This window comes from Rhizobium gallicum bv. gallicum R602sp (assembly GCF_000816845.1).
Taxonomy (GTDB): Bacteria; Pseudomonadota; Alphaproteobacteria; order Rhizobiales; family Rhizobiaceae; genus Rhizobium; species Rhizobium gallicum.
This window is the reverse complement of record NZ_CP006880.1, coordinates 1,097,427-1,114,516: the sequence shown is the minus strand read 5'-3', so window position 1 is coordinate 1,114,516 and position 17,090 is coordinate 1,097,427. Positions and strand designations below refer to the sequence as shown.

The window sequence follows — 17,090 nt, the reverse complement described above, 5'->3', positions numbered from 1 at the left end:
CATCTGCCTTGGCCATAGTGCCCCTCAGCGCGTGGCAAGACGACAGCGCCCGCAAGGCCTCTGGACAGGAATTGCGTGCTCGTGTTTTTATACCTTCTAAAGAGCCTCCCGTGAAGGCAAGCCTTGCTTGATATAACATGACCGAGCCCGTAGCCTCGCTCGGCATAACTCGATGTCGTGGCCCCAGAATGCGGATCGTTCTCGTCGGAGCAGTGGAAGGTTCAAAAGTCGCCCTTGCAGCGCTCGTATCCTCTGAGCGACCGCCAGCGCTTGTCGTAACCCTGCCGCCAACCGCTGCTGATCGTCACTCGGATTTTGCCGATCTCAGTTCAATGGGCCGCGCGAGCGGCATTTCGTTCTTTTATACGACGAATGTGAACTCTGCGGAGACCCTGGCGAAGATTGCCAGTATCGGTCCGGATGTGACCCTAGTCGTCGGATGGTCCCAAATGTGCGGGCGCCCATTTCGCGAGCTTGCAAGCATCGGAACGATCGGCTTTCATCCCGCCGCCCTTCCACGACTAAGGGGGCGGGGGGTAATACCTTGGACCATTCTTCGCTCCGAAAAGACGACGGGATCGACCCTTTTCTGGCTTGATGACGGCGTGGATTCGGGACCGATCCTGCTTCAGCGCCTCTTTGACATAGCCGATAATGATACCGCCCGCAGTCTATACGAAAAGCATCTGCTGAATATTCGAGAAATGGTCCCCCAGGCCGTCAGGATGGTCGAGTCCGGCAACGCGCCAAGGATCCCTCAGGATGATGAAAAGGCCTCTTATTGCGCGAGGCGCCGGCCTGAAGACGGCTTGATTGACTGGCGCCTGCCAGCCGCTGACATCACGCGCTTCATACGTGCGGTCGGAGACCCCTACCCCGGCGCTTTTACCCATTCTGGAAGCGAGAGGATATATATCGATGCAGCCGATCTATTCCCCAACCCGGATCGCTACATAGGCCTTCCGGGACAAATTCAAACGGTCAGCGCCACCGGTTTTCTCGTCATGTGTGGCGACGGCAATTGTGTTGATGTCAGCGCTTGGCGTCCTCAAACATCGCGGCTGCGGACGCATAGCCATTTGCGGTCCGTGTCCTCGCTCAAGGCTTGATCGCAATAAGCATAGTTCAGTCTGGAAAAGCCGTCGCCGCTTCAGACGCCTAAAGGGATACGGGATGACGTCAGCAGCGATCAAGATCCTCGTTTCATCCGCCGGTCGACGGGTCGCTCTCATCGACTGCTTTCGCAGGGCGGCGAAAGAGATCGGCATATCCCTGACGGTGGTGGCATGTGATCTCGATCCAAGAATGAGCCCGGCCTGCCGATGCGCCGATACGAGCTATGCTGTCCCAGCCTGTGACGATCCGGGCTTCGTTTCAGCGCTGCAAGAAATTGTATCGCGTGAAAAAATCGATCTGATCGTTCCAACGATCGATCCCGAACTCCCGGCTCTCGCAGGGGCGATGGACGATTTTGCGGCACTTGGCTGTCGCGTTCATGTCAGCCAACCGGCGGTGGTCGACATCGTTCGCGACAAGCTTGAAACGATGACTGTGCTTGAGGCGGCGGGAGTCCCCGTCCCGCGCACCATCGCACTTGAGCAGTTCGCCGCGACCAGCGAATGGTCTTGGCCGGTATTTGTAAAGCCGCGGTCTGGAAGCGCCAGCCGCGCGATCAGCGTCGCCGGTTCGAGAGATGAGCTGCCCGCCAAGGTCACCGAACCGATGATTGTGCAAGAAAATCTGACCGGCGCGGAATACACGGTCAACGGCTTTGTCGACGTGCGCGGCAGACTACAGACAGCCATTACACATCGTCGCGTTCGTGTCAGAGCCGGCGAGGTCGAAAAAGGCATCACCGAGCGCCAGCCGCGACATTCCCGCATCGCGCATGATATCGTCGCTGCGCTGCCGGGCCTCAGGGGTGCGTTCTGCTTTCAGATTATGGACGACGGCGCTGTCGGCCCCAAAGTGATCGAGATCAACGCACGGTTCGGAGGAGGCTATCCTCTGGCTGATCATGCGGGCGCGCATTTTGCAAAATGGCTGCTCGAGGAAGTCTCGGGCTTACCTGCAAGCTGTCATGACAACTGGCATTCGGGCGTGTTGATGCTGCGTTACGACGAAGCGATCTTCGTGGATGGTGAAGATGTGTGAACCACGAGGTGGTGTTCTAGTCTTCGATCTGGATGACACACTCTATCTCGAAAGCGACTTTGCCAAGAGTGGTTTCGAGGCCGCGTCCGCGTGGCTGGATCGAGAAATGGGCGTTGCGAATTTCGCTGATCATTGCCACGCAATCTTTGCTACGGGCAGACGCTCACGCGTGTTCGACGAAGCGCTCGCCGCTGCAGGCATGGCCGGGGACCGGACGTTGACTGCAAAGCTAATTGAAGTTTACCGGCAACATCATCCACGCATAGCGTTGGCCCCCGATGCTTTGGAATATCTTTGCAATCCTGCGAGGAAGGCGCGCCTGGCCCTCATAACCGACGGCTACGCAGCAACACAAATGGCAAAGGTCAAGGCGCTGGGCCTTGAGGAGATTCTAGACCACATCATTTATACAGATGTCTGGGGCCCAAAGTTTTGGAAACCGCATCCGCGGGCGTTCGAGGCTATCCAAGAATGGTCAGGAGTGCCGTGCGCGGAGCTGGTTTACGTAGCTGACAATCCCGCCAAGGATTTTATCGCTCCGCGGCGTCTGGGATGGAGGACGATCCAGATTGCCCGGATCGGCCGCATCCACATGGCATCCGCCACCAAGCCTGACCAGAGACCCGATGCGGTGATAACCAGTCTACTTGATCTCGACGCGTGCCTCGCGACGCTCCGCACTGCGCCATAATTTACAATCACGACCCCTCCCAAGGGACTACGCTTGCGATCGTTTCACAAAGGCCTGCGCTAGAACGGCAGGAATAAGCAGCGGAACCGGCCAAAAACGTCCATACATATGAGTCATTGCGTTGCCCATAGCCAAAAACGCCGCAACTGTCGCAAAGATGCAGATCGCGAACGGAAGGCCGTTCTTGATGCGACTAGCCGCAAGCGCCGGTCCCAAGAGGCTGATCACCATGACGGCAAAGCCAAGGGCCGCGATGAGGCCCCCCTCCGTCCAAAGAAGCAGGTAGATATTGTGTACGGGCCTCTGTACGGCGCTGCTCACTCGGTACTGATCCGCTCCAATCCCGAGCAAAAGCGTGGAGCCCGTTTGACCGGCCGCCTCCTGTATGAGCTCAAAGCGACGACCAAACGTTCCCGCCTGGCTGATGTCTCCTGTATCGACAGCGGTAAGCACGCGTTTTTGGAAAACGTCCGGCAGATAGTCGCGCAACGGTGTAATCGCGACAAGTGGAATGCAGAGGCAGAGAGCGGCGGCAGGCACAACCGTTCTCCACGTAAGATTGAACAAGAGAAAGATCGCAATGCCTATCCCGCAGCCAATAAGCCCGGTATTAGAGCCAGTCAGAAGAAGACCGTAGGTCATGACTATAAACGCGCAAAGCGCGAGCAACCTGTTTAATTTTCTTAAGGAAACGAGCAGAAGCAGGACCTGAATTGCGAGCGCAATAACGGCGGCGCACGCATTTTCTCTTTCCATCAATCCGTTAAAGCGTCCGCTCCCGGTGACGAACTGCGTATTTGTCTCTCCGAGAACATGAATGAGAAAAATACCGTGTATACAAATTATAAATATCGAAAAGACATAAATCTTTGCGGCCACTAAGAGCTCGTCATAGCTCCTTCCACCAAACAAAAGCAGCACAATAAAGTACGCGTAGAAATACTGCAGGACGACCACGAGTCCCCGTTCCGGCGCGGGGCTTACGATGCTGCTTGCTGTCAATCCCAAAAGCAGCAAGGCAAGCCCAAAACACCAGGCGGCCGTGCTCAGCTTGCCAATTACATCGACGACAATATTCGCATTCGCAACAGCGAGGGAAAAGCAAAGAAAAAAAGACAGATCTGCAAGCGTGAAATAAATGTAGTCACTTCTAAAATAATTCATCGAGCATAGAAATATAGCAGCAAAGAATGCATATAATTCCAAAGATTGCGAAATTGTCGCGACCGAAGGTTGTCCATGCCCCTTTGCACGTTCATCGATTTTATCAGCCGATGTAACGTCATTTAAGCTCATCGCCAACGCCTCCGTCTGTTTAAGGTATTCTAAAACGCAAAAAAGTGAAGTAACTTCCAAGCTTGGAGAGCTTGTCCTTCAATCATCTTCGATCGGAGACCGTACGATGCCGCTGCGAAGTCTGGCGAGATACCGTCCTCTGCGGCGAGTTGCACTACATTTCCTTCGCACTTGGGGAACGCGCGATATTACCGTGCGCCATCATTGGTGGCGCGATGCGCCCATAAGATTAAACCTGTATAGACATCGGGGATATTGGTTCAAAGGGAAGCACCGCGAGAAGCATATCATGAAGACGCTCGCCGAGCTTGCAAAGCCCGGAGATATCGTTGTCGAGCTGGGCGGCCATATCGGCTATCTTTCGGTTCATTTAGCAAAGATTGTTGGCAATGACGGTACTGTTATCGTTTTCGAACCTGGGCCCAACAATTTGCCATATCTTCGAACCAATACAGAGCGCTTTGCGAACATTAAAATCGTTGAGGCCGCGTGTGGAGATCTCGATGGCCCCGTGGAATTCTGGATAGAAGGCCTATCGGGCCAGAACAATTCATTGGACAAAAACTATAAAAATTTTGAACAAAACCGAGAAAATGCGTTCAGCGATGCGCTGATGGAATCCGTCACGGTCGAGATGATGCAGCTTGACACGTTCTTGGAAGAGACGGGCCTTCGTCCGGCGCTGCTGAAGATAGATGTGGAGGGTGCCGAACACCGTGTGCTTCTCGGCAGTTCGCACTGTCTGGCGAATATAAGGCCACTTATAGTGGTGGAAGTTACCGAGAATTTTGACGATGTAGCCAGGATATTTAGCGAAAACGATTACGCAATTCATGATCGCAGTCGCCCCGAGTGGGTGTGCATTCCGGCCGAACGCGCCGGAGCGTCCCAACAAGTATCGCAGCATTGAGGGGTTCGTTCTCGTCATCCCGTCATCGAAGCTTTCAACTCCGCCGCTTGCCGAAATACAAGAGCGGCATGAAAACGTCGTTATTCCCGCCTTCGCTCATAAGGCTCTCAAAGCGCAGATGTTGGTAGCGGGATCTGACGTCAGGCAATACAGCCATGCTTTTTTTAGGGGTGACAGACAGAGATTTGTCTGCAATGAAGACCGCGATGAGAGACAGGGGCGTTCGTTGCAAGACGGGCTGAGAAGTACCCTTCGAACCTGAACCGGATAATGCTGGCGGAGGGAGTCGCTCGGAGCCTTGTTCAGTCCGGCTCCCCGCGCATTTGCCCCGCCGGAAAGGGGCAGATGCCGATACGAAGTTCACCCGGACACTCGCTGCCAGGGGCGCGACGCCGCTGCTCGTGCAATCATCACCGACTACGTCGCGATGAATATCGGGTCTGGATCCATTTCAGGCGTTTCGTTGACGCGCTTGTGCAGCTCGCGACCATGACTGACGCAATCCGAAAGGCACGCGCATGATATGTAACGTTCTTTCCATTGCCGGCTCCGACCCTTCGGGCGGCGCGGGCGTCCAGGCCGATTTGAAAACCTGTTCGGCGCGCGCCACCTATGGCATGGCCGTTTTGACCGCCTTGACGGCTCAGAATACCCAGGGCGTTTCCAGCGTGCATGCAGTTCCCGCTGACTTCGTCGCCGAGCAGATCGGCATGATCTTCGCCGATATCCGCGTCGATGCGGTGAAGATCGGCATGATCGCCAATGCACCGATTGCCGAAGCTGTCGCCAATGCGCTCTTGCCGCACTGCGGCATACCGATCGTGCTCGATCCGGTGATGATTGCCAAAGGAGGTGCTGCCCTCCTAGATGTTGAAGCCATCGATTTTCTCAAGACCCGGCTTTTGCCGCTCGCAACTCTTCTTACCCCCAATCTGCCAGAAGCCGCCGCTCTGCTCGGAGAGCCGGTTGCAGGGACCCGAGATGCAATGGAGCGGCAAGCGGAAAAGCTGCGTGGGCTCGGTCCCTCTGCCGTTCTCGTAAAGGGTGGCCATCTTGGCGGGATGCAAAGCCCTGACGTCCTGGTAAGCGAAAGCGGGATTACCTGGTTTGAAGCGCCACGCGTTCCGACCAAGAACACGCACGGCACCGGCTGCACGCTTTCGAGCGCGCTTGCAGCAGAGCTCGCAAAGGGCGGATCGCTCGAGGCCGCGGTCGCGACAGCCAAAGATTACCTGGCTGCCGCCGTTGCCAAAGCCGGCACGCTCAGCGTCGGTTCGGGCCATGGTCCGGTTCAGCATTTTCATCAGCTCTGGCCATGATGCACGGGTCTGCTTAGGTCTTCACGGCGCCAGCGGTCAGACCGGCGATGATATGCTTTTGGGCCACGAAGAACACGATCACCGTCGGCAGGATGGTAAGCGTGATGAAGGCGAGCACCAGCTGCCATTCGGTGCCATACTCGCCGCGATAGACCATGATGCCGAGCGGCCACGGATATTTCGATTCCGAATTCAGCATGATCAGCGGCAGGATATAACTGTTCCAGCTGCCAACGAAGGAGATGATGCTGATGGTTGCAATGATCGGCCGCGCAAGCGGTAGCGAGATGTACCAGAAGAAGCGCAGATAGCCGCAACCGTCGACAAAGGCCGCCTGGAACAATTCTTCCGGGAGGTTTTTGAAATAATTCCTGAAAAGCAGAATGCTCATGCCGAGGCCGAATGCGACCTGCGGCAGCACCACGCCCCAATAGGTATCGAGAAGACCCAGATCGCGGATGCGGATGAAGAGCGGCAGGATCGCCGTTGCTGCCGGAAACATCAGGCCGAGCAGGAAATAGTTCAGCAGGAACGACGAGCCGAAGAAACGGACATGCGCAAAGGTGAAGGCGGCCATCGACGAGACGATCAGCGTGAGAGAGACCGTGAGCGCTGCAATTACCAACGAATTGAAGATCTGCAGCCAGTATCGCTCCGCGAAGAGGATATCGGTATAGTTCGACCATTGCCACTCTGTAGGGAGCCCAAAGGGATTGGTGCGCAGGTCGCCCAGCGTCTTGAAACCGCCGAGCGCCGTCGTCAGCAACGGTATGAGAACCAGCGCCGCAATCAACGTCAGCGACACGTAGAGATAAACGCGCGTCTGCAGCGGCATGCGAATGGTGGAGCTCGTATCAATCATTGCGCATGAAAATCCTCTTGTAGCCGAAGGCGAGTGACATGCAGATGATGAAGAGGACGACACCGACGGCGCTGCCGAGACCAACCTGCATGCGCATGACCCCGTAGGTGTAAAGGAAAGTCACCATCGTCTGCGTCGAATTCGATGGCCCGCCGCCTGTCAGCGGCATGATCATGTCGAAGAGCTGCAGCGAACCGATGACCGCAAAGAAGATGGAAAGGCGCAGCGTGGATCCAAGCAGTGGCAGTGTCACATAGCGGAACTTCTGCCAGCCTGTCGCCCCGTCGATCTCAGCTGCTTCGAGCACATTTTTGTCGACCGATTGCAGGCCGGCGATGAAGAGCATCATGTGAAAGCCGAAATACTTCCAGACGATAACGGCAAGCACTGCGTAGATGGCGAGATCCTTGTCGGCGAGCACATAGGGGGTCGCGAAACCGAAGAAGTTCGAGATTGCGGCAAAGAGCCCGTAGTCGCCGTCATAGACGAAGCGCCAGATCAGGCCAGCTGCGACATCGGCAAGAACGTAGGGGAGAAAGAAGATCAAGCGGAAGGCGACGACGCCGGGGATACGGTGGGCCAGCATCGTCGACAGCCAGATCGCCAGCGGAACCTGGATGGCGATGGATATCAGAATAATGAGCCCATTATTGACAAGCGCCTGTGTGAAGGCGGCGTTGCGCAAGAGGACTTGGAAGTTGCGGAGCGCGATGAACTCCGTCGGCATGCCGTAGCCGTTCCACTTATAGAGGCTGTACCAGGCCGCCTCGCCCATCGGCATGATGACGAAGAGCGTAAAAAGCAGCAGAGCCGGCGGCAGAAAGAGCAGAAGTACGGCCCAGCGGTCATGCGCGGCCGAACTGCGGTTTCTGGTCGCGCTCCTGACCGGTCTTGCCGCACCGATCGCCGATGAAATGGAAATATTCGCCATTTGTCTTGCCTTCGCATGCGCCTGGTTCGATCCCGGCACCTGTTGAGAAGGCGCCGGGACAAAGGAAGCGGAGGGGTTATTGCTCCAGTTCGAAGGCGTCCTGGATCTGCTGGGCGCCATCCTGCGAACTCATCTGGCCGGAGACGATTTCAACGGAGACGTCATTGACGACACGGCCAACGGCAGCGCCGAGATCCTGATCGAAATAGTTCTGGTGCCAGGTCGAGGCGGCGAGTTGCTTGGCGGATTGAGCCAGAAGCGAATTCGTCACACCATCATCGGCGCCGACGGCCACCGGCAGAAGCATCGCGGCTTTGGCCATGGATCTTTCGTTTTCTGCATTCGTCAGGAAGGCGAGAAAATCGATTGCTTCCTTGGAAGCCTTCTTGGTTACCGCCCAGCCGTTCAAACCACCCAGAGTATCGGTTACCTTACCGGCGCCGCCTTCTACGGCCGGGAAGTTAAAGCGGCCGATGTTTTCCGGCGAAAGTCCCTTTCCGTCACCGGCATTCTTGCGCTGATTGGCTTCGGTATTCTCAAAACCGAGGATCATAGCGGCCTTACCATCGCCGAAGACGCCCAGCGTTTGCGGCCAGGTCGCACCCAGATAGCCAGGCTGGAAGGGTTCAAGCTTCCCGAGTTCGGCAAGATCCTCACCGGCTTTGATGATCGCCGGATCCAAGAAGCCTTCGCCCTCGCCTTTCTTGGCAGCATCGAAGACCTTTTCTCCGCCTTCGCGCATGACGAGATAGCTCCAATAGAAGTGGATCGGCCATTTTTCGCCGCCGCCACCTGCGATCGGCACGATGCCGGCGTCCTTGAGCTTTTTCACGGCTTCGAGAAAGCTGGCCCAGGTCTTGATATCCTCGGCCTTCACGCCAGCCTTTGCAAAGAGCTCCTTATTGTAGAAGAAGCTGACGAGTCCGACCTTGTATGGCATTGCCCAGACCTTGCCGTCAAAGGTCAGACCACTGACAGAGGCGGCGCTATAGGCATTGCGCAGCTTGCCGCCATCCGCATTGAGCGCGGCTGTCACATCCTGAAGCGCACCGGTCTCAGATTGTTGTTTGAGGACGCCCCCGCCCCAGCTGAAAAAGAAGTCCGGTAAATCGTCGGACTGGAGAAGCGTCGGCAATTTTGCCTTGAATGCCTCGTTTTCGAGAAACTGCATCTGGATGTCGACATCCGGGTGCTTTTCTTCATAAGCCTTGGCAATTTCCTCCCACTTGGCCACGTAAGCTGGATCGAGCTCCAGATGCAGCCACTTTACGACCGTTGTTGCGCAGGCTGCACCGGCTCCGAGCATCACGGAAATGCCTGCGGCAGCGGCCAGAAATGCGATGCGCTTGGCGCGAAGAGCAGCATTCGTGCGAATATACGTCATGGATTTTCCTCCCGGGGGCCAACGTCCTCACTAATTTTTCCCCTATGCGGAATAATTCAACGCAGCTCTGACTGATGTCAACCCGATAGAGCAAATTTTTGGCAAATCTGCTTGACAGCATCCGCAAACTGTTTGTTATTTAATTCGTATCCCGTCGAAAATAATCGGGGCTGAGCCCTGAAGCAAAGCGATTGCCCGGCTAGTTTTCATGAAGACCGCAGATCCTGAATTAATGCGCGCGATCAATCGCTTGAACGTGCTGGACACGATCCGCCGCCACGGACCGATCGCACGTGTAGAGATCAGCGAACGCACCGAACTTTCGACCACGACGGTATCGGCAATTACCGCCTCGCTTCTCGATGACGGGCTCATTTTGCCGCGCCACGAAGGCGATATCCGCAACGAGGGGGCTCGCGGCCGTCCCCGTGTGATGCTGGAATTGAACCCGGATGCCGCGCGCGTCGTCGGTGCCAAAATTGCCGCAAGCCGGCTCGTTTTCGTCCTCACCGATTTCCGCGGAGACGTGCTTTCGAAACTCACCCTGCCTATCCGCATCGACCGGCAGCCGATCACAGTCATCGCCGACCTGGTGGAGGATGGCGTGCGCCGCTGCGTCGTGGATGCCGGCTTGTCGCTGGAAGATGTCGATACCGTTTGCCTTGGGCTTCCGGGCGTTATCGAGCATCGCACTGGCCATGTTCGCAGCAGCCCCATCTTTCGGGATACGAATGTCGATTTCGCCTCGGAGATGACTGCGCGGCTTGGGACGTCGACCATCATAGAAAGCGATGCACATGCAATCACCCTTGCTCATCACTGGTTCGGCAAGGCGCGAGATCTCGAGGATATGGTGTTGATCTCCCTGGAACAGACGCTCGGGCTTGGCGTGCTGCATGGCAATCAACTCTTCCGCGGTGCCGGCGGCCTCAGCCACAATCTCGGCGATCTCGTGCTCGGCACGGGGTCGCAGGGCACCGTGCGGCTGTCGAGCCGGGCTGGCGAAAGTGCAATCCTTGGCGAACAGCAGGCCGACGGGCGTTTTGCGGAAGCAATCCGTCTCGGCCGCGGCATGGCCCATGCTCAGGCGCTGATCAAGGCGGAGGACAATGTCCTCATCGGCGCCGCCGTCCGCGCCGGCGAGGCCGTCGGGCTGACGATTGCCAACATCGTCACGCTCTTTGCCCCGCCGCGTGTGATCCTCGTCGGTTCCAGCCTGGCGCTCGGCGAGCCCTTTCTGAACAGCCTGCGCGATGCCTATGCACTTGCGATCCCACCATCCTTAAAGGGCGTCACCGAACTCATCTTCGACGACTCCACAGACGATTTCTGGGCGCAAGGTGCGGCAGCCGTTGCCCTTTACGAACTCTACGAGTCTCCTTGGAACACGACGGGGCCGGCACTGTAAAAGCTGTAACTGTAAAATCGATTGGGAGGAAATCATGGAGAGAGTCGGCATCGGCATCATCGGATGCGGCAATATTTCAGGCGCATACCTCAAGGCCATGGCCTCTTTCCCGATCCTCGATATCCGCGGCATCGCCGATCTCAACCGATCGCTGGCGGAGGCAAAAGCCGCCGAATTCAACGTCCCGGCGAAAAACATCGACGAGCTCCTTGCTGATCCAAAGATCGAAGTCATTGTCAACCTAACAATACCGAAAGCGCATGTGGCAGTCGGCCTGCAGGCACTTGAAGCAGGAAAACACACGTATTCGGAAAAGCCGCTCGGAATTAGTTTCGTGGAAGGGAAAAAGCTCGCTGAAGCCGCGAAAGCGAAAAACCTTCGCATCGGCGCGGCACCCGATACCTTCCTCGGCGGCGGGCATCAGACGGCGCGTGCCCTGATCGACAAGGGCGTGATCGGCCAGCCGGTCGGCGGCACGGCCACCTTCATGTGCCCCGGCCACGAACGATGGCACCCGAACCCGGCCTTCTACTACGAGGTCGGCGGCGGGCCGATGCTCGACATGGGACCTTATTACATCACCGATCTCCTCAATCTCTTCGGACCGGTAGCGCAGGTCGCGGGCTTTGCGATTGCGCCCCGCAAGGAGCGTATCATCACCAGCGAGCCGCACAGCGGCGAGCATATTCCCGTGCACGTGCCAACCCATGTCGTCGGCATCATGGCCTTTGCCAACGGGGCGGTCGTTCAGATTGGCATGAGTTTCGACGTCGCCGGGCACAAGCACGTGCCGCTTGAACTCTATGGCACGGAAGGCACGCTGATCGTTCCGGACCCCAACCATTTCGGCGGCGAGGTGCAGCTTCTGAAAAAGGGCGGAAGCTTCGAACCGCAGGAACTGACTGCGCCTTACGCAGACGGCAACTACCGCTCGCTCGGCGTTGCAGATCTTGCACATGCCATCCGTTCCAATCGCCCGCACCGGGCAAACGGCAGCCTCGCGCTGCACGTTCTCGAAGTCATGGAGGCGTTTCACGCGGCCTCCGAAACCGGCCGCACGGTCACGATCGCCACAGAGACGGAGCGCCCGGCGCCGCTGTCGGATTCCCTTATCAATGGACGGTTGGGCAAGTAGTATTCAGGAGGAAAGAACATGCGCGAAGCACTGATTGTCTGGGGCGGCTGGAGCGGCCACGAGCCACAGGAATGCGCTGCCATCATCAAGGACATGCTTCAGGAGGACGGCTTCAAGGTCTATGTCGAGCACAGCACCGAAGCCTTCGCCGATCCGTCGGTGCATGATATGAGCCTCGTCGTGCCAATCGTCACCATGTCGAAGATCGAAAAGGAAGAGATCAAGAATCTCGCTGCTGCGATCGAAAACGGCGTCGGCATCGCCGGCTATCACGGCGGTGCTGGCGACAGCTTCCGCGAGTGCGTCGAATACCAGTTCATCATCGGCGGCCAATGGGTCGCCCATCCGGGCAACATCATCGACTACACGGTAGATATCACGCGGCCGGACGACCCGGTCATGGAAGGGATCAGCGATTTTTCCTATACGTCGGAGCAATATTACATGCATGTCGACCCCTCGAACGAGGTGCTCGCGACGACGACGTTCACAGGTGATCATGCCTACTGGATTGACGGCGTGGTAATGCCGGTCGTCTGGAAGCGGAAATACGGAAAAGGCCGCGTCTTCTATTCCTCGCTCGGCCATCAGTCCAAGGAATTCGGCGTGCCGCAGATGAAGTCTATCTTCCGGCGCGGCGCCAATTGGGCAGCACGCTAAACCCGCTGGCCTAGAAGGCGAAGCGCTCTCTGCGATGTGATCGGAACGGTCCGGAACAAATGGCCGCCTTTGCCGTTGTTGCCGCGTTGATCAGCTCGAAAGGATTTTGATCATGCGCACGATTTTCGCGGTGACTTCGATTGTCTTTCTCGGCATAGCCGGTCCCGTGTTGGCGCAATCCAATATGGGCACGGATTATACCGGGCGCATTGACGGCACTCCTCCTCTCGGAACCTCGCCGGAAAGCCCAACGACGAATGGTCTCGTCATTCCGCTTGATCCGGTAGAAACCGGCAGTGTTGATGTCGTCATACCGCGCCACACCGGCCCGACTGATGTCAGGCGCTGCCCACCGCCCAAACGCGGCGTTGCAGGCAAGACAAGCCGCTATGGCCAGGCGTGCCCGCAATAGGACAACCGAGGGCGCAGCAAAGCCGCCACGCCAATTTCTATCTCGCTGGCATGCATTTCGTGTTAGTGGAGACCACGAATTTCCGTGAGGCCTTGCCGCAATGCTACCTTGGATACAGCTCGACTCCACGATCATCCCCGGGGACGGCGGAGAATTGCGCCTGAAGCAGCGAGGCCGCGAATTCTCCATCATGCTCGGCTCGAACGAACTGATGAACAGCCGTCTCAGCGGATCTGAAGAAGCGCTTGCAACGCTTTCCTGGGATCGCATCAAAGGCCACAGACGCCCGAAGGTCCTCATCGGCGGCCTCGGCATGGGCTTCACCTTGCGCGCAGCGCTCGCGGTCCTACCCGCGGACGCCGAAGTGGTTGTCGCTGAGCTGGTTCCGGCCGTGGTCGCCTGGGCACGAGGGCCAATGGCGGAGGTTTTTAAGGGATGCCTCGAGGATCCGCGCGTCTTAATCCATCAAGGCGACGTCGCAGAGGCGATCCACTCAGTCAAAGCAGGCTTCGACGCAATCCTGCTCGACGTCGACAATGGGCCGGACGGGCTGACCCGCAAATCCAACGACAGGCTTTATGATTTCAACGGCCTGCGAGCATCCCGCGAAGCCCTGCGCTCTGGCGGCGTTCTCGCCGTCTGGTCTTCCGGCCCCAATGCGAGCTTCAGCCGCAAGCTGCGCGACAGCGGCTTTTCGGTGGACATGGTCAATACACGCGCCAACGGTAAGCGCGGCGGGGCGCGCCACGTCATCTGGCTTGCTGTAAAATCGTCCGCCTAGTGGCCGGAGGCAAACGTCCGGGCCGCGGCGATCGCACTGGCGGCGCCAGCGCGCAGCTGCGTCGTATCGGCGCTCGCAACGACAAGATCGCAACCGAGCCTCAACAGCTCGCCAGCACGCTTGCCATTGCTGCCGAAGGCGCAGGTGAATTTCTTGTGTGCTCGGCACCGCGCCACAATGTGCGCGAGTTCCTTGTCGATCTCGTCGGTGTCCGGCGCAAGCCTTGCACCGTTTGAAAGGGCAATCGACAAATCGGACGGCCCGACGAAGACGCCGTCGATGCCTTCGACACCAAGGATGCCGTCGACGGCATCAAGTGCTGCCCGCGTCTCCACCATCGCAATCGTCAGCGTCAGCCGGTTGGCGGCGCGCAGGTATTCATCTGCCGAGAGCTTCATGTGGTTGAGTGCCAGCGTCGGTCCCCAGCTTCGCTCGCCAAGCGGTGGATACTTGGCAAACCGCACAAGCGCCTTTGCATCGGAGACCGAATTGACCATTGGCGCGATGATGCCAGTGCAACCAGCATCGAGCAGCCGTGAGGCCGAAGCGAAATCGCCAACCGGAATGCGCGCAATTGCCGGTTTTCCCGCAGAACGGGATTGCGTAACGGCATTCGATGCTGAAGCCATATCCCACATGCCATGCTGCATATCGAGCACGACGGAATCGAAATCTTCCTGCACCAGATGATGGACGACCAACGGTTCGGGTATACCGATCCAGGCGGAAACCAGGCCTGCATGCCCGTCTGTCCTGATCCTGTCCGCGAAACTGTCGATTGCCGGTGTCTCCGTCATGTCGTTCTCCATTCACTGCTCAGGCGAGCATGTGTTTGCCGATCTTGAAATTCCTCGATGAATGTTTTCTGCAACAAGATTCCGTCCCACTCGTCTTCGAAAAACGGTGAATCGTAAATCAGCGTGAACGGACCGACGTAACCCGCAGCGCCGCAAGCCTCCAGGCACATGAGGTAGTCAGCAGCATCCAGACCGGAGGCATTGTAATCCGCCTTCGCATGACAAAGTTCCGCGCGGCACATGATATCGGCAAGGTCCGCGTATTTTTCGGGCGCAGTCCAGTTGCCAAGATCGCCATTGAGCCCGACCTTACCCTCAAGCCCGTCCAGCAGCCAGTTCATCTGCCGAGGCGAAGGCAGAAGGTCGAACCAGTTTTCGACGACGATGCGCACCCCGCTGCCATCGGCTTCCTTCGCCAGCTGCCTCAGATGCTTCAAAGCCCGGCTCAGATTTTCTTCGGTTGGCGGCTGCTTGCCCGCAATTACGCGTAAGTTCTGTGCTCCCACCACGACCGCCCTTTCGATCCAGCCGGCCATCCACGCTGCGTCGCGTTTGGCATGATCAGCCGCACTCGGGTCGCCATCCTCAAGCAAGAGGGTCTGAAAAAGCACGCCCGATGCCTTCATCGCACCGCGGAGGTCATCGAGATAACCGGCCTCAAGGCTCGGCAGGTGAAAGGAGCAGACCTCAAGCCGGTGAATGCCACGCTCGGCAAGTTGCTGCGGCAACTCGATCAGAGAGGCCATACCCGGGCCGTAGGGTTCCTGGCGCGCAGCACTTCTTTCCGGATCAGGACTATAGCGATAAACCGGTCCAAGGAGGCGATGCAACGACCATGTAGAAACTGCAAAACGGCCGTTCGGCAAAGCCTGCCCCATCATCGCCCCCTCGTTTGTTCCCATCCTAGGCATTGAAGGCTTTGTCCTTCAAACGAAATCGCCGCGAATGACGGCTTCTGCAGAAAGTGCGGCACCAAGCAACACGTCGTCGCCATTGGCCGGCGCCGACAACAGGAAGCCGACCGGCATCCCGGCATCGCCGGCGCCACACGGGATCGACACGCCGCACCAATCGAGAAAGTTGCCGAGCGCCGTGTTTCGCAGTGTCTTGGCGTTCGTCGCAAAGAAGAGGTCGTCATCCATCTCCAGAGGCGCGATCGGCGGCGCCACATGGGCGACGGACGGGAATGCAAGCAGCCGGTCGCCGATCAGCCGCTTGCATTCGGCGATGAGCCGCTCGCGAATCTCCAGGATTGCAATATAGTCCGGCATTCCTGTCTTTTCGCCAAGACGCGTGCGCATGACAACGCGACGATCCATGCCCGCAGCCTCCGGGCCGGCCAGGCGCTCGCGATGCAGCGCGAAAGCTTCGGCGGTTACCAGCGCTCCGTAACGGGTCATCGAAGTCAAGGTTTGGTCAAAAGCGGGTATCGTCATGTGGCTGATGATGGCCCCGGTCCTCGCCAGCCGTTCCACCGCCGCGTCAAAGGCAGCCGCAACGCCCGGCTCGATGCCGTCGAAGACCACATTTGTGGGAATCGCAATCTCAATGCCCTTCAGCGGACGGGCACACACCTCGGATGAGGTCAGGCCGCGCATCGCAGCATCGATCCACACGGCATCCCTGACTGTTCGGCACAGTGGACCAAGCGAATCCAGGCTCTTTGCAAGGGGAAAGACGCCGTCCATGGAATATCGGCCGCGCGTCCCCTTATAGCCCACGAGGCCGTTAAGTGCGGCCGGGATACGGACTGACCCGCCCGTATCGGTTCCCATCGCGACCGGTACGAGGCCGGCGCCGACAGCCACAGCTGCCCCTGAAGAAGAGCCGCCCGGGATGCGCGGCACGTCAAGGCCGTGGGAGTTATGCGGTGTGCCGTAATGCGGATTGATGCCGAGGCCTGAGAAGGCGAATTCGCTCATATTCGTTCGCCCCACCGCAATCATTCCGGCCCGCTTAAGCGCCATAACGGTCGCTGCATCGCTTGCCGCCGGCGCAGTGCTCGCCAACACTTTCGACCCGGCTGTTGTTGCAAGGCCCTCGATGTCGAAGAGATCCTTCCATGCGATCGGGATACCATCGAGCGCGCCCAGCGAGCGGCCCCTACGGATGCGCAGTGAGGAAGCTTTGGCCTCGTCAATCGCCCGTTCCTTTAGAAGCACCGTGAAGACCGCCTTGTCGGGATGGCCTTCGATGCTCTCGAAGATCGACCGCACGACCTCGACCGGGTCAACAGCGCCGCTCTGAATGAGGATCGACAGTTGCGCGACAGTCATCGCGCCGAATGGCTTGGTCATGGGAGAATCCGTAAAGGCATCGTTCCCCTTGACCTATCGCGGATCGTCGCTGC

Annotated in this window: 17 protein-coding genes and 1 riboswitch; of the genes, 10 read left to right on the top strand and 7 right to left on the bottom strand. The window is 58.0% G+C overall.

The features are described 5' to 3' along the window. The first annotated feature begins 188 nt into the window (after positions 1-188). From RGR602_RS28450 to RGR602_RS28440, 3 genes are read left to right on the top strand one after another with little or no spacing between them, the layout of a single operon-like run. Positions 189-1,109, top strand: a complete 921-nt coding sequence (locus tag RGR602_RS28450) for a methionyl-tRNA formyltransferase (protein WP_063856019.1) — start codon at positions 189-191, stop codon at positions 1,107-1,109. Beyond that, complete coding sequence (locus tag RGR602_RS39540) at positions 1,030-2,154, top strand: ATP-grasp domain-containing protein (RefSeq protein WP_323808297.1); 1,125 nt, start codon at positions 1,030-1,032, stop codon at positions 2,152-2,154. The genes RGR602_RS28450 and RGR602_RS39540 overlap by 80 nt, the downstream gene beginning before the upstream one ends. Then, positions 2,147-2,845, top strand: a complete 699-nt coding sequence (locus RGR602_RS28440) for an HAD family hydrolase (RefSeq protein WP_052451781.1) — start codon at positions 2,147-2,149, stop codon at positions 2,843-2,845. The genes RGR602_RS39540 and RGR602_RS28440 overlap by 8 nt, the downstream gene beginning before the upstream one ends. A gap of 27 nt (positions 2,846-2,872) precedes the next feature. Here the strand turns inward: RGR602_RS28440 and RGR602_RS28435 are convergent, their stop codons facing one another. Next, positions 2,873-4,141 (bottom strand): O-antigen ligase family protein, encoded by a 1,269-nt coding sequence (locus RGR602_RS28435; RefSeq protein ID WP_040115387.1) that lies wholly within the window; start codon positions 4,139-4,141, stop codon positions 2,873-2,875. 289 nt (positions 4,142-4,430) lie between these two features. Between RGR602_RS28435 and RGR602_RS28430 the strand changes: the two genes are divergently transcribed. Beyond that, positions 4,431-5,051: an FkbM family methyltransferase gene (locus tag RGR602_RS28430; protein ID WP_040115386.1), complete on the top strand. Its 621-nt coding sequence runs from the start codon at positions 4,431-4,433 to the stop codon at positions 5,049-5,051. A gap of 205 nt (positions 5,052-5,256) precedes the next feature. Continuing rightward, a riboswitch (TPP riboswitch) is annotated at positions 5,257-5,353 on the top strand. A 216-nt stretch (positions 5,354-5,569) separates the two neighbouring features. After that, on the top strand, positions 5,570-6,370 hold the full coding sequence (thiD, locus tag RGR602_RS28425; protein WP_040115385.1) for a bifunctional hydroxymethylpyrimidine kinase/phosphomethylpyrimidine kinase: 801 nt from the start codon (positions 5,570-5,572) through the stop codon (positions 6,368-6,370). A gap of 13 nt (positions 6,371-6,383) precedes the next feature. Here the strand turns inward: thiD and RGR602_RS28420 are convergent, their stop codons facing one another. The 3 genes from RGR602_RS28420 to RGR602_RS28410 form a co-directional block, all read right to left on the bottom strand. After that, on the bottom strand, positions 6,384-7,232 hold the full coding sequence (locus RGR602_RS28420) for a carbohydrate ABC transporter permease (protein WP_040115384.1): 849 nt from the start codon (positions 7,230-7,232) through the stop codon (positions 6,384-6,386). Beyond that, complete coding sequence (locus RGR602_RS28415; RefSeq protein WP_040115383.1) at positions 7,225-8,163, bottom strand: carbohydrate ABC transporter permease; 939 nt, start codon at positions 8,161-8,163, stop codon at positions 7,225-7,227. The genes RGR602_RS28420 and RGR602_RS28415 overlap by 8 nt, the downstream gene beginning before the upstream one ends. 76 nt (positions 8,164-8,239) lie before the next feature. Further along, on the bottom strand, positions 8,240-9,547 hold the full coding sequence (locus tag RGR602_RS28410) for an ABC transporter substrate-binding protein (RefSeq protein ID WP_040115382.1): 1,308 nt from the start codon (positions 9,545-9,547) through the stop codon (positions 8,240-8,242). Between the two features lie 208 nt (positions 9,548-9,755). On the opposite strand from RGR602_RS28410, the gene RGR602_RS28405 reads away from it, so the two are divergent. The 5 genes from RGR602_RS28405 (at position 9,756) to RGR602_RS28385 (ending at position 13,943) form a co-directional block, all read left to right on the top strand. Then, positions 9,756-10,955: an ROK family transcriptional regulator gene (locus RGR602_RS28405; protein WP_040115381.1), complete on the top strand. Its 1,200-nt coding sequence runs from the start codon at positions 9,756-9,758 to the stop codon at positions 10,953-10,955. A 34-nt stretch (positions 10,956-10,989) separates the two neighbouring features. Then, a complete protein-coding gene (locus RGR602_RS28400; RefSeq protein ID WP_040115380.1) occupies positions 10,990-12,090 on the top strand; it encodes a Gfo/Idh/MocA family protein in 1,101 nt (366 codons plus the stop codon). Positions 12,091-12,108: 18 nt separating this feature from the next. Beyond that, positions 12,109-12,750: a ThuA domain-containing protein gene (locus tag RGR602_RS28395; RefSeq protein ID WP_040115379.1), complete on the top strand. Its 642-nt coding sequence runs from the start codon at positions 12,109-12,111 to the stop codon at positions 12,748-12,750. A 112-nt stretch (positions 12,751-12,862) separates the two neighbouring features. Continuing rightward, positions 12,863-13,162, top strand: coding sequence for a hypothetical protein (locus tag RGR602_RS28390; RefSeq protein WP_040116543.1), 300 nt, complete (start codon positions 12,863-12,865; stop codon positions 13,160-13,162). A 100-nt stretch (positions 13,163-13,262) separates the two neighbouring features. Beyond that, positions 13,263-13,943 (top strand): spermidine synthase, encoded by a 681-nt coding sequence (locus tag RGR602_RS28385; protein WP_040115378.1) that lies wholly within the window; start codon positions 13,263-13,265, stop codon positions 13,941-13,943. On the opposite strand, the gene RGR602_RS28380 is transcribed toward RGR602_RS28385, so the two are convergent. From RGR602_RS28380 to RGR602_RS28370, 3 genes are read right to left on the bottom strand one after another with little or no spacing between them, the layout of a single operon-like run. After that, a complete protein-coding gene (locus tag RGR602_RS28380) occupies positions 13,940-14,740 on the bottom strand; it encodes an HpcH/HpaI aldolase family protein (protein ID WP_040115377.1) in 801 nt (266 codons plus the stop codon). The two genes, RGR602_RS28385 and RGR602_RS28380, sit on opposite strands and share 4 nt — an antisense overlap. Next, positions 14,737-15,642, bottom strand: a complete 906-nt coding sequence (locus tag RGR602_RS28375) for a sugar phosphate isomerase/epimerase family protein (RefSeq protein ID WP_223844154.1) — start codon at positions 15,640-15,642, stop codon at positions 14,737-14,739. Before RGR602_RS28375 ends, RGR602_RS28380 begins: the two co-directional genes overlap by 4 nt. A 24-nt stretch (positions 15,643-15,666) precedes the next feature. After that, the gene (locus tag RGR602_RS28370; RefSeq protein WP_040115376.1) at positions 15,667-17,037 is read right to left on the bottom strand and encodes an amidase; all 1,371 of its coding nucleotides are present in this window, start codon (positions 17,035-17,037) and stop codon (positions 15,667-15,669) included. Between the last annotated feature and the right edge of the window lie 53 nt (positions 17,038-17,090).